Genomic DNA, 13,820 nt, shown 5'->3' on the forward strand with positions numbered 1-13,820 from the left:
GCTGTCCGCTTAGCAAGGACGGGTTTCGGCCATGCCCGGAAGGAGGACGGACGAATGGGTCAGGACACGGGGCAGACGCCGGGCGGCGAGGACAAGCCTCGGGACAAGCCCGTACCCCCGCGCGCGCAGGCGCCCCTGCGGTCGGACGCGCAGCGCAACCGCGAGCGCATTCTGGAGGTCGCCCTGGTCGAGCTGACCCGGTCGGCCGACACCCCGCTGAGCGTGATCGCCAAGAGGGCGGGCGTCGGTCAGGGGACGCTCTACCGGAACTTCCCCAGCCGGGAGGACCTCGTCCTGGAGATCTACCGCCACGAGATGCGCCAGGTCGCCGACAGCGCTGCCCGGCTGCTGGAGACCCGGGAGCCCGACCATGCCCTGCGCGAGTGGATGGACCGGCTCGCCCGGTTCGCGATGACCAAGGCCGGGCTGGCCGATGCCATCAGGCAGGCCACCGGCGCGCCGGGCGGCCCGGCGAAGCCGGGACCCAGCCCCGTGATCGAGGCGGCCGGCCTTCTGCTGCGCGCCTGCGAGGAGGCGGGAACCATCCGGCCCGGAGTGACCGTGGACGACATGCTGCTCGCGATCGGCGGCCTCTGGCAGCTTGATCCCGCCGCAGACTGGCAGCCGAGTGCCGCCCGGGTGCTGGACATCGTCATGGACGGGCTGCGCGCCGGGGCGCCCGGACGGCGGTAGGCGCGGACAGCCGGTGCCGGCGGGACCGGAGGCCCTCTGCGCGACGTGACGACCGGAGGCTGTGCGCGTGGCGGGTGCTCCGGCCGGGGGTACGGCCCGGTTCGCGTATCGGCCCCGCCGGCCTGACCGCCGCCCTCGTCGGCATCGCCCTCGTCCCGGCGGCCTGCGGGAGGTCCTGGAGGCAGTCGGCTGCGCCGCGGGAGATGCCCCGTTCCCCTCACGGCCCCTCTCGCATTGCGGGTTCTTCGGCCTGCGGCTGAGATGGACGGCAGGCCACGGCACTCCCGCGGGTTCCGCGGGGCACGGTGCGGGCGCCTCCACGAAGGACCTCGGCCCCGCTCCCCCACGCCGTGCCCGCACGGCGGCCGCCCAAGACCCGGCCGCGGTCCACCGTGATTGCCCCCGCCCGACCGGGATACATGGGTTGCCCCGGGACTCCGCCGGGCCGGACCCCGGACCGGATTGACTCAGCGGCTCCGGGGCACGCGACCTACCGGGGTCGGGCGGTCCGGAGCAGGTGCTCCGGGTCTCCGGGTCCCGGGGGGAAAGCACCGGGGCTCCTGTGTCACAGCCTCCGGACAGTGCCGAGGAGACCCGGGTCCGTGTCGTGCGGAGCCCGGCACGTCACCACCGAACGACGAAAGGCAGACCCATGACAGACACCTCGCCTGCCACCACGACGGACTCCGGTGCCCCGGCGGAGAGTGACGAGCACTCGCTCACCGCGGGCGCGGGCGGTCCGGTACTGCTGCAGGACGCCTACCTGATCGAGCAGATGGCCCAGTTCAACCGGGAGCGGATCCCCGAACGCCAGCCGCATGCGAAGGGAAGCGGCGCTTTCGGTCATTTCGAGGTGACCCACGACGTGAGCGCCTACACGAAGGCGGCCGTCTTCCAGCCTGGCACCCGTACCGATCTGCTCATCCGCTTCTCGACCGTCGCGGGCGAGCGTGGCAGCCCGGACACCTGGCGCGACCCGCGCGGCTTCGCGGTGAAGTTCTACACCAGCCAGGGCAACTACGACATGGTCGGCAACAACACGCCGGTGTTCTTCGTCAAGGATCCGATGAAGTTCCAGCACTTCATCCGGTCGCAGAAGCGCCGGGCGGACAACAACCTGCGCGACCACGACATGCAGTGGGACTTCTGGACCCTCTCACCGGAATCCGCCCATCAGGTCACCTGGCTCATGGGGGACCGCGGCATCCCGCGCACCTGGCGCCACATGAACGGCTACACCTCCCACACCTACATGTGGATCAACGCCGACGGCCGGCGGTTCTGGGTGAAGTACCACTTCAAGACGGACCAGGGCATCGAGTGCTTCACCCAGCACGAGGCCGACCAGATGGCGTCCGCCGACACCGACTACCACATGCGGGACCTCTTCGAGCACATCCGTGACGGCGAGTACCCGAGCTGGACCCTGTACGTGCAGGTCATGCCGTACGAGGAAGCCGCGGACTACCGGTTCAACCCGTTCGACCTGACCAAGGTGTGGCCGCACGGCGACTACCCCCTCGTCCCGGTCGGCCGCATGACACTCGACCGCAACCCGACCGACAACCACGCCGAGATCGAACAGGCCGCCTTCCAGCCCAACAACCTGGTCCCGGGCATCGGCCCGAGCCCGGACCGCATGCTGCTGGCACGGCTCTTCTCCTACGCCGACGCCCACCGTCACCGGATCGGCGCCAACTACCAGCAGCTCCCCGTCAACGCCCCGGTCGTCGACGTCCACACCTACTCCAAGGACGGCGCGATGGCCTACCGGAAGACGACCGATCCGGTCTACGCGCCGAACTCCAAGGGCGGTCCCGCCGCCGATACCGGGAACTACGGCACCCCGCCCAGCTGGGAGACCGACGGGGCCATCACCCGCACCGCCTATGTCAGCCACGCCGAGGACGACGACTGGGGGCAGCCCGGCACCCTGGTGCGCGAGGTCATGGACGACGCCGCACGCGACCGGCTGGTGGACAACGTCGTCGGCCACCTCCTCAACGGCGTGAGCGAGCCCGTCCTCCAGCGGGCCTTCGAGTACTGGTCGAACATCGACAAGACCATCGGCGACCGCATTGCCCGGGGCGTGCGCGCGAAGGCGGACGAGAAGGACCCCAAGGCCGCCGCACAGGCCAACCCGGCCCGGAGCTCCATGCAGGACAAGGCCTGACGCCTTCGGCGAAGGGCCAGGGGCCGTCCTGGGGTCCCGCCCCGGTGCGGGGCATGCGCCCGCAGCGCATGTCCCGCACCCGCACACCCCTCACCCTCACCTGCACGCACGCGCCGAGGCCGGCACCGCGCAGGAGTACCGGCCTCAGGCGACGGCCGTCGGCGCGAGCTCCCGCAGTTCCCGCAGCGCGGCCTCGACCGCAGGGCGGGCGTGGCCGCCCCCTCGGGTGCAGGTCAGCAGTTTGCGGTGCGGGTCACCCGCGCAGCGTACGCGGGTGACCGGCAGGTGCGGGGACAGCTGGGCCAGCCGCGGGATCAGGGCGACGCCGAGCCCGTGCGCGACGAGATGAGCGGTGACGTTCCAGTCGAGGGCGTGGTGGACGACGTCCGGGGTGAACCCGGCGGCACCGCAGGCCGACATCACATGCTGCCGGCAGGGGCTCTCCGGCACCGGCACGATCCACGGTTCACGCGCCGCCTCCTCGAGGCCGGCCCGCTCCCGGCCTGCCAGCGGATGCCCTTCGGGAACCACCAGGTCGAACGGGTCGTCCAGCAGGGGTTGTTGGTCGAAGCGCGCGTCGCTCAGCGGCGGGTTGTGCGGGGTGGCCTCGACGATCGCCAGATCGGTGGCCCCCTCGAAGAGCAGGTCGAAGCTCTTCGGTACCTCCGTCTCCAGAATCCGTACCGTCAGCCGCGGGTGGCGGGCGCCCAGCCGGGCCGCCACCGGGGCCAGCAGGACCGAGATCGCCACCGGGAACCCGGTGACCCGCAGCAGTCCGGTGGGGGCGCCATGGTCGGCCCGCAGGTCCAGCTCCGCCTGTTCCCAGCGGGCCTCGATGGCGTCGGCGTGCGCGAGCAGGCTCTCGGCGGCCGGGGAGAGCCGTACACCGCGCCCCTGCGGTTCCAGCAGGTCGACGCCCAGGTCGCGGGCGAGCTGGCGGATCTGCTGCGAGGCGGCGGACGGGGTGAAGTGCAGGGCGCGGGCGGCCGCGGTGACCGTGCCGTAGTGGGCGACCGCCCTGAGGACATGCAGCCGGCGGAGGTCAATCATGTAGCTCAGGCTTAACGGTCGGATCCACAAAGTCAACCTGGACGTGTACGGAGAATGCGACGCACCCTGGTCCGTGTCACGACGGCCCACCGGGCCATGCCGTCCCGGGAGCCGAGCACTTGAGAAGCCGAGGAGCCACCATGACCAGCGCGCACAAAACCACCGGCACGACAGGCGTCGTCTGCCCCTACTGCGGATGGCCGGACGACGCCGAGCCGTTCCAGCTGGTGTCACGGCACGGCACCGCCGACGGCAGCACCGTGTGGACCCGTTGCGGCTGCGGCTCGCTCCAGGTCCGTGCCGTCGACGGCCGCGGCACCCGCGTCGTCACCCGCAGCAGGCCGCCCGCCGGCATCCCGCCGGCCCGGACATGCGGGACACGCGGCTGAGCGGGCCGGGCCGTCCGGCCCGCTCAGCCGCCCGGCTCCGGACGGATCAGACCGCCCCGGGGACTTCCTCCGTGACGCCGTTGAGGGGGGAGTCGGGGTCGGTGCCGTAGGGGCGGGTGATGACTTCCAGGCCATGGCCCGCCGGATCGAGGAAGTACACGCCGTGGCCGCCGTCGTTGCGGTTGACGCGCCGCGGGTGACGGCCGTGCGGATCGGCCTGGATGGGGATCCCGTCGTCCACGAGCCGGGCGAGGACGGGGCCGAACTCGTCCTCGGAGACGAGGAACGCGTAGTGCTGCATGGGGATGTCGGCGTCGATGGTCGCGAAGTCCAGGGTGACGCCGTTGGCCGTCGTCACCGGAAGGAACATCCCGGCCGGCTCGCCGACCTCCAGGCTCAGGATCCGGGCGAGGAAACGGGCGGACTTCTCCCGGTCGCGGGTGAGAACGATGGTGTGGTTGAACTCGACTGACACTGTTTCAATGCCTCCACGGGCATCCGCGGCGCCTCCATGCCTCACCCGACCGGTGACCGACACGCGATGCCGCACCGGCATGGTAGTCACCTGCGCCGGGGTCGTCGAGGCGTTTTCCACGAGGGCGGCGGGCCGTCGCCCCGTCGGCACCGTCCCGACATCTGTCAGGGGCCCGTCGACCGTGCTTCTCCCCAGGGTGCCGAGCACGGACCGCGTCGGCCGACCTCCGATCCGGGCCGCGCGAACAACCCGCACCGTCGCATGTCCGGGGGGACGGAATGAAGAACCTGACGCGCCGCACCGCCACCGCGCTTGCCGCGACCGAAGCGCAGGGCGACCGGGTCCAGGCGGGCGCGCTTGGCCCCGGTGCGGCCGCCGTCCGCCGGGGTTCCGGTGTCCTCGCCGAGGTCGAGCCTCAGCTTGGCGAAGGCCGGGCAGCCGATGTGACAGTTCACCGCGGAGCGGGTCAGACCACGGCAGGACTCCAGCGGGCGCAGTCGCCGGGCGATCTCCCCGACGCCGGGCAGCGCCGCGTCGGACGGGTCGCGCAGCAGCGGTTCGCAGAAGGCGACGAGGACGAAGAGGACGAGGAGGACGAGGAGGACGAGGAGGACGAGGAAGTACTTCGCCGTCGGATCCAGCACGAAGGGGTGGACGGTCGTTCCCCGAGGCCCTGCACGGACCGCTCGCCTAGATAGGCGTGCTGAGGGGGGCGAACACCTTGAAGGCGGCGGCTTCGGTCAGGGCGGGTGGCACCACCCGGGAGAACTCGGAGGGCACGGGTGCGCCGAGCCGGCCCGGGGCCACCGTGATGTACTCGCCGGCGCCCTCCGGGTTCTCCATCACGTAGGACACGCTGCGGCTGAAGTTGGACAGCCGCCGGTAGTCACCGGCCGCCTCCAGCTGTCCGGCCCGGCGGGAGATTCCGGGATCGCCCAGGGCGATGGACACTCCCCCGCCGACGGCCGGCCCCCGCCCGAAGTCGACGACGTCGCCCGGTCCGGGGTGGAGCAGTTCGGGCTTGCCCGACCGGCCCGCGCTCCGGCGGCCGTGCGGGTTCCGGTAACCGGACGATGATCCTTTCCACGGCCTCTCCCCCGGTCGGTCGCCGAAATCACCGGAATTGCAGGGGCGGGAGATGCCCGGGAGCCGAGGCGCGCCGGTATCGGGCCGGTGTCGTCAATCCGCCCACAGTTCTGCGCTGTCGCACACGTCCACGTTCATGTCGCGCTCCATCATCCGCAGGGCGGCGTCCGCCAGGTCGGCGTGGATGTGGGCGACGGCGTCACGTGGAACGGTCACCTCGACGGCACGGATGTGGGCATCGAGCGAGGAGTACAGCACGCACGGTTCGGTCACCTGGCCGCACAGGACGAGCCGGTCGATGCCCTGCTCGTGGAGCAGGTAGTGCAGCGGGGTCTCGAAGAAGATCGAGTGGCGGGCCTTGACCACGAAGAGGGAGGAATCCGTCGGCCGCAGCGGTTCGACGAGATCCGCGTGAGGTCCCGACAGAGCCTTGTCGAGCAGTTCGCCGTGGTGCGATCGCCGTGGTGCGATCGCCACTCTCCGAAGTTGTCGTTGACATAGATCACCGGCACGCCCCGCCCCCGGGCCCGCCGCAACAGGCCGGAGATGACGGGTACCACCGACCGTGCGGCCGGTATCAGCAGCCCGGCGTCCGCGTGATCATAGGTGTTGATCATGTCGATGGCGATCAGTGCGGTCTTGCCCATGCCGACGGGCCCTCTCGGACAGAACTCGATCGGAACTCACGGCAGGGCCCGGCCGTCCCTGCCGGGCCCTGCCGGAACCGGGGTACCCGCTGGGAGCGCCCTCAAGCGCCGGTACGCCTCATCAGGGCCGTCCGGCCCTAGTCCGGCGGGTTTCCGCCACCGACGATGGACTGATGTTCCCCAGCGATGGTTTCCGCGCGCTCGACCGTCAGGAGTGCCTGCGCCTGCTGGCCGAGGTGCCGGTCGGTCGCGTGGTGTACACCCGGCAGGCCCTGCCCGCCGTCCTCCCGGTCAACTTCTCCCTGGACACGGACGACTCCGTGCTGCTGTGCACCTCGCGGGACTCCGACCTGGTGCGCGCGATCGACGGTGTCGTGGTGGCCTTCGAGGCCGACGGCTTCCGGCCCGAACGCCGGTCCGGCTGGAGTGTGGTGATCACGGGCCGGGCCTCGGTGGTGACCGACCCCGCCGAGCACGAGCGGCTGCTGCGCACCGGTCCCGACACCTGGATGCCGATGCGGGACGGGGTGTTCGTACGGGTCGAGGCCGGGATGGTCTCGGGACGGGAACTCACGGGTCTGCGCGTCCGCCGCACCGCGTGAACGGCCTGAACGGTTCGAACGGCGCGGGACCACCGCTGCCGCACGGCGGTTGATCACGGTCCCGGGGCATCCCGTACCGTACGCCCGTGACCGAGTACAGCACTGATGAAGTCCCGGGACGCTTCGGCCCCACCGCCACCATCGAGGCCGAACCCGGTGAGGTGGGCAGGGTGCGCACGGAGTACTCGCCCGAGCACGACGGCGACCCCGATCCCGGGGAGATCGTCTGGACCTGGGTGCCCTACGAGGAGAACGACGGCAGGGGCAAGGACCGTCCCGTGCTCGTGGTCGCGCGGGAGCCGGCCGGAACGTTCCTCGCGGTGCAGCTGTCGAGCAGGCAGCGCAGCGGGGACCGGGACCGGGTGCCGATCGGCAGTGGACCGTGGGACCGCGCGGGCCGTGATTCGTGGGTCGCCGTCGACCGGGTGCTGCGGCTGCACGAGGACGGCATGCGCCGCGAGGCGTGCGCCCTGGACCGGATGCGGTTCAATCTGGTGCGTCACCGGCTGCGGGAGCGGTACGGCTGGAACTGACCTCCCCGGTGACCTCGGTCCGGGCCCCCGCCGGCCGGAACGCCGAGGACGGCACCCGGCCGGCATCCTGGGCCGGGCCCGAGGAGTTCGCCGAAGCCGACATCGGCACCGGCACATACGCCGGGACCCGCACACGCAGCGGCTCCGGCCCGTACATCCGCGTACCGCGTCCCGTGCGGCCCCGATCGCCGCCGCCAGGCGCACCTCGCGGCCGTCGGCCGGGGCGCGGTAGAGCCCGGCCGCCACGATCTGCTCGGTCGCGCGGGCCATGCCGCGCAGGCGCGCGCTCACGCCGCGCCCCCCGTACGCGTCGTGACCGCGTGCCCCGCGCTCTCCCCTGTGGTGCGCGCCGGCGTGTCCGCCGGCTTTTCCCCCGTCGTGCCCATACGGGCATCGTGAGCGATGCTGAGGAGGCGACGCAACGGAGTTTCCTCCCCGGAAGGCCCGGGGAGGCGGTGGGAGGGCCCCTGGAAGAGCCCTCGGAAACGGACTGGACGGAAAAGGTTACCGACCCGGGACGCCCCGCCAGGCGCTCTTGTGCCGAGCCTCGTGAGGGTTTTGGGTGGACGGGTTGATGCCCGCCCGGCCGAAGGGCGCCGGGCGGGCGACATGGCGGCATCTCAGGAGGATTCCCACATGTCCGATTCGGCAAGTGGCTGTACCGAACCACGTCCCGCCGTCACCGAAGCCGAGGTGGAGGCCCTCGTACGAGGCATCTGCTTCAAGACCGGACCACCGCGCCGCCTCGGTGTGGAGGTGGAATGGCTCGTCCACGAGCTGCGCACCCCGCGGCTCCCCGTGACACCCGAACGACTCGAAGCGGCCTACGCCGCTCTGCGGACCGTGCCCTTGGATTCGGCGCTCACCGTCGAACCCGGAGGCCAGCTGGAGCTCAGCTCGCAGCCTGCCGCCTCCCTCATGGAGTGCGTCGGCACCGTCCGCGCCGACCTCGACGCCGTCCGCGCGGTTCTGCGCGAGGACGGGCTCGGCCTCGTCGGCCTCGGCCACGACCCCTGGCACACTCCGCGCCGGTTCCTGCGCGAACCGCGCTACGACGCCATGGAGACCTGTCTCGACCGCACCGGGCCCGCCGGCCGCGCCATGATGTGCGCGTCGGCGTCCGTGCAGGTGTGCCTGGACGCCGGGTACGAGGAACCCGGCACCCTCGGTCATGTACGGCGCTGGTGGCTGGCGCACCAGCTGGGCGCGGTGCTCGTGGCCGCGTTCGCCAACTCCCCGCTGGCCGGTCGCCGGCCCACCGGCTGGATGTCCACGCGGCAGCTGCGCTGGACGCAGCTCGGCACCGGCCGCGCGGGCGGCCCCGTGCTGGACTCCGATCCACGCGGCGCCTGGGCCCGGCACGTCCTGGACGCGCCGGTGATGTGCGTACGGCAGGACAGCGGGCCGTGGGACGTGCCGGAGGAGCTGACCTTCCGCGAGTGGACCAGGTCCGGGGCGCCGAGGGTGCCCACCCGGGAGGACCTCGACTACCACGTCACCACGCTGTTCCCGCCGGTCAGGCCGCGCGGCCACCTGGAGCTGCGGATGATCGACGCGCAGCCCGGTGACGACGGCTGGATCGTGCCGCTGGCCGTGACGACGGCGCTGTTCGACGATCCGGAGGCCGCCGAGACGGCCTACCGGGCGGTGAAGCCGCTGGTCGAACGGACCCATGGCAGGCCCGCGCCGCACAACTCGCTGTGGCGGGACGCGGCCCGCGGCGGCCTGGCCGACCCGGAGCTGCGCGAGGTGGCCGCCGTCTGCTTCGCGGCAGCGCTGCGGGCCCTGCCCGGGCTCGGTGCCACGACCGATGTCGTGGAAGCGGTGGCCGCCTACCAGGACCGCTATGTCGCCCGCGGCCGCTGCCCTGCCGACGACACGCTCGACGCCCTGCGCACCGGAGCGGTCGCGAAGCACCCGCGAGGCACGCCCGGCGCTCGCCCCCGGACCGCGCCCCGCTCCCCGGGCGCTCCCACCTCCTACGCGCACGGAGCACGTCCACACGGGAAGGACACCTCCTCATGACCGACCCCGCTTTCGACGCCGAAGCCCTGCGCGAGCGCGCGGTCGCCTCGCTGGTCACCGCGCGCGACCGGACCACCCTGCTGACCGGCTGTGTCGACGGGCCCGATCTCACCGCGCAGCACTCACCGCTGATGTCGCCGCTGGTGTGGGACCTCGCTCACATAGGCAACCAGGAAGAACAGTGGCTGCTGCGGACCGTCGGCGGTCAGGAGGCGCTACGGCCCGAGATCGACAACATGTACGACGCCTTCGAGCACCCGCGGGCCGAGCGGCCGAAGCTGCCGCTGCTGCCTCCGGAGGAGGCCCGCCGGTACGCCTCGGAGGTGCGCGGCCGGGCGCTGGACGTGCTGGAGAGCACCGCCTTCCACGGTGAGCGGCTGACCGAGGCGGGGTTCGCCTTCGGGATGGTCGCGCAGCACGAACAGCAGCACGACGAGACGATGCTGATAACCCATCAGCTGCGCAGCGGCCCGCAGGTCCTGACGGCCCCGGACCCGGAGCCGGTGCCGCTGTTCACCGGTCCGTCCGAAGTGCTCGTCCCGGGCGGCCCGTTCACCATGGGCACCTCTGACGAGCCGTGGGCGCTGGACAATGAACGTCCCGCACACCGGCGCGAGGTGGCACCGTTCCGCATCGACACGACGCCGGTGACGAACGCCGCGTACCAGGCGTTCATCGAGGACGGCGGCTACGACGAGCCACGCTGGTGGGCCGCGGAGGGCTGGGCCCACATCCGCCGGAACTCCGTCGGCGCCCCATTGTTCTGGCGCCGGGACGGCGGGCAGTGGCTGCGTCGTCGCTTCGGTGTCACCGAGGCCGTGCCGCCCGACGAGCCGGTGCTGCACGTGTGCTGGTACGAGGCGGACGCGTACGCCCGCTGGGCCGGGCGCCGGCTGCCCACCGAGGCCGAGTGGGAGAAGGCCGCCCGGCACGATCCGGCCGGCGGCCGCGCGGCACGTTACCCCTGGGGCGACGCCGAACCCGGTCCGGAGCACGCCAATCTCGGCCAGCGCCACCTGCGGCCCGCGCCCGCGGGCAGCTATCCGGCGGGTGAGTCACCGCTCGGGGTGCGCCAGTTGATCGGTGACGTGTGGGAGTGGACGTCGAGCGACTTCCTGCCCTACCCGGGGTTCAGGGCATTCCCCTACAGGGAGTACTCGGAGGTGTTCTTCGGGACCGGGCACAAGGTGCTGCGCGGCGGTTCGTTCGCGGTGGACGCGGTGGCCTGCCGGGGCACGTTCCGCAACTGGGACCATCCGGTCCGGCGGCAGATCTTCTCCGGGTTCCGCACGGCCCGCTCGGAGAACATCTGATGTGTCGCCATATCGCGTACGTGGGGCCCGAGGAGTCACTCGGCCGACTCCTCGTGGACCCGCCGCACGGGCTGTACCGCCAGTCGTGGGCGCCCCGGCACCAGCGGTACGGGACGGTCAACGCCGACGGTTTCGGGGTGGGCTGGTACGCGCCCGGGGACCCGGTGCCGGCCCGGTACCGCAGGGCGGGACCGGTCTGGGCGGATCTGTCGTTCGCCGATCTCGCCCGGGTCGTCCGCACCCCGGCGCTGCTCGCGGCCGTACGGGACGCGACCCTGTCGGGTGCGGACGCCGAGGCCGCGGCGGCCCCGTTCGCGGCAGGGGCCTGGCTGTTCAGCCACAACGGGGCCGTGCGGGGCTGGCCGGGCACGCTCGCACCGCTCGTGGCCACCCTGCCGCCCGAGGACGTGCTGTCACTGGAAGCCCGGAGCGACTCCGCGTTCGTGTGGGCCCTGGTGCTCGCCCGGCTGCGGGCGGGGTACCCCGGGGAACCGGAGGGGCAGGCACTGGCCGACACCGTGCTGGAGATCGCCGCGGTGGCCCCCGGGTCCCGGCTCAACCTGCTGCTCACCCAGGGCGACACGATCACCGCGGTCGCGTGGGGCGACACGTTGTGGTACCTCGCCCGGCCGGGCGGCGGTACCGTCGTGGCCTCCGAGCCCTACGACGACGATCCGCACTGGCGCGAGGTCCCCGACCGCACCCTGCTGGCCGCCAGCCGCACGGACGTGCTCCTCACGCCGCTCAAGGAGCCGGGCGACGTCCTGGCGAGCACCGGCACACCGGCACGACCCGCATCGGTACGACACACACCGGCGTCACCGAAGGAGCCCCGCACGTGAGTCCGTTCCGTCTCACCCGCACCCTTGCCGAGGACGCCACCGGCGCCGCCCTGCGCGCCGACGTCCGTGAGGGCCTGACCGGCAGTCCCAGAACGCTGCCGCCGAAGTGGTTCTACGACGCGCGGGGCAGTGAGCTGTTCGAGGAGATCACCGGACTGCCCGAGTACTACCCGACGCGTGCGGAGCGCGAGATCCTGCTCGCCCGCTCCGGTGAGATCGCCGATGCGTCCGGTGCCCGCACCCTCATCGAACTGGGCTCCGGTTCCTCGGAGAAGACCCGCCACCTGATCGACGCGCTGGCCGGGCTGCACACCTACGTCCCCGTCGACGTCAGCGAGAGCGCCCTGACCCTGGCGGGTCAGGCGCTCGCCGCCGAGCGGCCGGGGCTGAACGTGCACGCCCTGATCGACGACTTCACCGGCCGCATGACGCTGCCCGACACCCCGGGCCCGCGCCTGGTGGCGTTCCTCGGCGGCACGGTCGGCAATCTGCTGCCCGCCGAGCGGGCCGCGTTCCTGGTCTCCGTGCGGGCGATGCTCGCCCCGGGGGACGGGCTGCTCCTCGGTACGGACCTGGTCAAGGACGAGAAAGTGCTGGTCCGGGCGTACGACGACGCGGCCGGGGTGACGGCCGCGTTCAACAGGAACGTCCTGGCCGTCGTCAACCGGGAGCTGGGCGCCGACTTCGATCCGGCCGCCTTCGACCACGTGGCAGCGTGGGACGCCGGGCACGAGTGGATCGAGATGCGGCTGCGCTCGCGCGAGCGGCAGACCGTGAAGATTCCCGCGCTCGGCCTCGCCGTCGACTTCGGTGCGGGCGAGGAGCTGCGCACCGAGATCTCGGCGAAGTTCCGCAAGGAGCGCGTACGGGAGGAACTGACTGCCGCCGGGCTGGACCTGACCCGGTGGTGGACGGACCAGGAGGGACGGTTCGCGCTGTCACTGAGCGTGGCGCGCTGACCGGGAGGGGCCGGCGCGAGGCGGGCGTGTACCCCGTACGGGTGCACCGTGCCTTGGTGGGCCGATGCGCGGGTCGAGGGGTGCCGGACATCCGGTGCCCGCTACACCCGACGTCTCGCGCCCTGGCACCGCTTCGGGCACGTTGGAGGGACGTGTGACACAGGAGGCGGCTCTCGAACCGGTGGGAGCCGCCGACGAGAGGAGCACCCGTATGTCGAACCACACCTACCGGGTCACGGAGATCGTCGGCACGTCGCCCGACGGCGTGGAACAGGCCGTCCGCAACGGCGTCGAGCGTGCCTCGCAGACCCTGCGTCATCTGGACTGGTTCGAGGTGACCCAGGTGCGGGGCCGGCTCGAGGAGGGCCGCATCGCGCACTGGCAGGTGGGTCTGAAGGTCGGCTTCCGCCTGGACGACTCGGCCTGAGCCACCCGTCTCCACAGGAGAGCGGGAGGGACGGATGTCAGGTCCGCCCCTCCCGCTCCTGCGCCGCTCTCAGTTCCCCCGACGGTGCCGTCCAGCGGGCGTGCACGACGGTGAATCCCGCCCGCCGGGCGTCCGCGCAGACCAGTTCGTCGTCGTCCACGAGCACACGGATCTCCCGGGTGCGGGCGAGACGGCGCAGGATCGCCAGCTTGGTGTGCCGGGCGGGCCGCCGGTCCGCGTCGCCGCGCATGTGCACCGGCCCTTCGGGCAGCTCCTGGGCGGCCAGCCACTCCAGCGTGTCGCTCCGACAGCGCTCGGGACGCCCGGTGAGGTAGACGATCTCGCACTCCCGCGCCCTCTCGCGCAGCAGCGCGATGCCCTCCGCGAGGGGCGGATCCTCGGGCGCGGCGGCGAAGAAGGCGTCCCAGTCCCGTGGCCTGCGCTCCAGGAACCGCTGCCGGTGCGCGGTGTCGGCGAGGGTGTTGTCCAGGTCGAACACGGCGAGCGGGTGCTTGTCACGGTTGGTCACGCCGCCCAGCCTAGACAAGCGACGCGCTGCTGCCCGCCGTGCCCGGAGGGAATGCGGCCACAGGGAATGCCGCGCCC

At 72.3% G+C, this 13,820-nt stretch carries 13 protein-coding genes and 3 pseudogenes; 10 read left to right on the forward strand and 6 right to left on the reverse strand.

The window, feature by feature from the left end; genetic code table 11:
• The first annotated feature begins 54 nt into the window (after positions 1-54).
• Both HUV60_RS01620 and HUV60_RS01625 read left to right on the forward strand, forming a co-directional pair.
• Positions 55-693: a TetR/AcrR family transcriptional regulator gene (locus HUV60_RS01620; protein ID WP_257852743.1), complete on the forward strand. Its 639-nt coding sequence runs from the start codon at positions 55-57 to the stop codon at positions 691-693.
• 652 nt (positions 694-1,345) lie between these two features.
• Positions 1,346-2,866, forward strand: coding sequence for a catalase (locus HUV60_RS01625; RefSeq protein WP_257852742.1), 1,521 nt, complete (start codon positions 1,346-1,348; stop codon positions 2,864-2,866).
• A 144-nt stretch (positions 2,867-3,010) separates the two neighbouring features.
• Here HUV60_RS01625 and HUV60_RS01630 read toward each other — a convergent pair whose 3' ends face one another.
• Positions 3,011-3,916 (reverse strand): LysR family transcriptional regulator, encoded by a 906-nt coding sequence (locus HUV60_RS01630; RefSeq protein WP_042166769.1) that lies wholly within the window; start codon positions 3,914-3,916, stop codon positions 3,011-3,013.
• Positions 3,917-4,056: 140 nt separating this feature from the next.
• Between HUV60_RS01630 and HUV60_RS01635 the strand changes: the two genes are divergently transcribed.
• Positions 4,057-4,305, forward strand: a complete 249-nt coding sequence (locus HUV60_RS01635; RefSeq protein ID WP_042166771.1) for a hypothetical protein — start codon at positions 4,057-4,059, stop codon at positions 4,303-4,305.
• 46 nt (positions 4,306-4,351) lie between these two features.
• Here the strand turns inward: HUV60_RS01635 and HUV60_RS01640 are convergent, their stop codons facing one another.
• The 3 genes and pseudogenes from HUV60_RS01640 to HUV60_RS01650 form a co-directional block, all read right to left on the reverse strand.
• Positions 4,352-4,780: a VOC family protein gene (locus HUV60_RS01640; RefSeq protein WP_257852740.1), complete on the reverse strand. Its 429-nt coding sequence runs from the start codon at positions 4,778-4,780 to the stop codon at positions 4,352-4,354.
• 320 nt (positions 4,781-5,100) lie between these two features.
• Positions 5,101-5,867: pseudogene (locus tag HUV60_RS33745) on the reverse strand (serine/threonine protein kinase); the annotation flags it as partial.
• A gap of 92 nt (positions 5,868-5,959) precedes the next feature.
• A pseudogene (locus HUV60_RS01650) lies at positions 5,960-6,513 on the reverse strand (cysteine hydrolase family protein).
• Between the two features lie 173 nt (positions 6,514-6,686).
• On the opposite strand from HUV60_RS01650, the gene HUV60_RS01655 reads away from it, so the two are divergent.
• On the forward strand, positions 6,687-7,115 hold the full coding sequence (locus tag HUV60_RS01655; RefSeq protein WP_257852737.1) for a pyridoxamine 5'-phosphate oxidase family protein: 429 nt from the start codon (positions 6,687-6,689) through the stop codon (positions 7,113-7,115).
• Between the two features lie 86 nt (positions 7,116-7,201).
• Positions 7,202-7,648 (forward strand): type II toxin-antitoxin system PemK/MazF family toxin, encoded by a 447-nt coding sequence (locus HUV60_RS01660; RefSeq protein ID WP_257852736.1) that lies wholly within the window; start codon positions 7,202-7,204, stop codon positions 7,646-7,648.
• On the opposite strand, the pseudogene HUV60_RS33750 reads toward HUV60_RS01660, so the two are convergent.
• Positions 7,644-7,939: pseudogene (locus HUV60_RS33750) on the reverse strand (TIGR02452 family protein); the annotation flags it as partial. The gene HUV60_RS01660 and the pseudogene HUV60_RS33750 overlap by 5 nt on opposite strands.
• 345 nt (positions 7,940-8,284) lie before the next feature.
• Here HUV60_RS33750 and egtA point away from each other — a divergent pair.
• From egtA to HUV60_RS01690, 5 genes are all read left to right on the forward strand, one after another.
• Positions 8,285-9,673, forward strand: a complete 1,389-nt coding sequence (gene egtA / locus HUV60_RS01670; protein ID WP_257852735.1) for an ergothioneine biosynthesis glutamate--cysteine ligase EgtA — start codon at positions 8,285-8,287, stop codon at positions 9,671-9,673.
• Positions 9,670-10,986 carry an ergothioneine biosynthesis protein EgtB gene (gene egtB / locus HUV60_RS01675; protein ID WP_257852733.1) on the forward strand — a complete coding sequence of 439 codons (1,317 nt, stop codon included), beginning with the start codon at positions 9,670-9,672 and terminating at the stop codon, positions 10,984-10,986. The genes egtA and egtB overlap by 4 nt, the downstream gene beginning before the upstream one ends.
• Positions 10,986-11,828 (forward strand): ergothioneine biosynthesis protein EgtC, encoded by an 843-nt coding sequence (gene egtC / locus HUV60_RS01680; protein WP_257852732.1) that lies wholly within the window; start codon positions 10,986-10,988, stop codon positions 11,826-11,828. The genes egtB and egtC overlap by 1 nt, the downstream gene beginning before the upstream one ends.
• A complete protein-coding gene (gene egtD, locus HUV60_RS01685; protein WP_257852728.1) occupies positions 11,825-12,787 on the forward strand; it encodes an L-histidine N(alpha)-methyltransferase in 963 nt (320 codons plus the stop codon). The genes egtC and egtD overlap by 4 nt, the downstream gene beginning before the upstream one ends.
• 211 nt (positions 12,788-12,998) lie before the next feature.
• A complete protein-coding gene (locus tag HUV60_RS01690; RefSeq protein WP_257852727.1) occupies positions 12,999-13,214 on the forward strand; it encodes a dodecin in 216 nt (71 codons plus the stop codon).
• A gap of 37 nt (positions 13,215-13,251) precedes the next feature.
• On the opposite strand, the gene HUV60_RS01695 is transcribed toward HUV60_RS01690, so the two are convergent.
• Complete coding sequence (locus HUV60_RS01695) at positions 13,252-13,743, reverse strand: phosphatase domain-containing protein (protein WP_257852725.1); 492 nt, start codon at positions 13,741-13,743, stop codon at positions 13,252-13,254.
• Positions 13,744-13,820: the final 77 nt, after the last annotated feature.

Source organism: Streptomyces sp. KMM 9044 (genome assembly GCF_024701375.2).
Lineage (GTDB): Bacteria > Actinomycetota > Actinomycetes > Streptomycetales > Streptomycetaceae > Streptomyces.

Bases quoted from the DNA above. Each gene is read 5' to 3' on its own strand.
- HUV60_RS01620 (WP_257852743.1), top strand. From the start codon at position 55: ATGGGTCAGGACACGGGGCAGACGCCGGGCGGCGAGGACAAGCCTCGG.
- HUV60_RS01625 (WP_257852742.1), top strand. From the start codon at position 1,346: ATGACAGACACCTCGCCTGCCACCACGACGGACTCCGGTGCCCCGGCG.
- HUV60_RS01630 (WP_042166769.1), bottom strand. From the start codon at position 3,916: ATGATTGACCTCCGCCGGCTGCATGTCCTCAGGGCGGTCGCCCACTAC.
- HUV60_RS01635 (WP_042166771.1), top strand. From the start codon at position 4,057: ATGACCAGCGCGCACAAAACCACCGGCACGACAGGCGTCGTCTGCCCC.
- HUV60_RS01655 (WP_257852737.1), top strand. From the start codon at position 6,687: ATGTTCCCCAGCGATGGTTTCCGCGCGCTCGACCGTCAGGAGTGCCTG.
- egtA (WP_257852735.1), top strand. From the start codon at position 8,285: ATGTCCGATTCGGCAAGTGGCTGTACCGAACCACGTCCCGCCGTCACC.
- egtB (WP_257852733.1), top strand. From the start codon at position 9,670: ATGACCGACCCCGCTTTCGACGCCGAAGCCCTGCGCGAGCGCGCGGTC.
- egtC (WP_257852732.1), top strand. From the start codon at position 10,986: ATGTGTCGCCATATCGCGTACGTGGGGCCCGAGGAGTCACTCGGCCGA.
- HUV60_RS01690 (WP_257852727.1), top strand. From the start codon at position 12,999: ATGTCGAACCACACCTACCGGGTCACGGAGATCGTCGGCACGTCGCCC.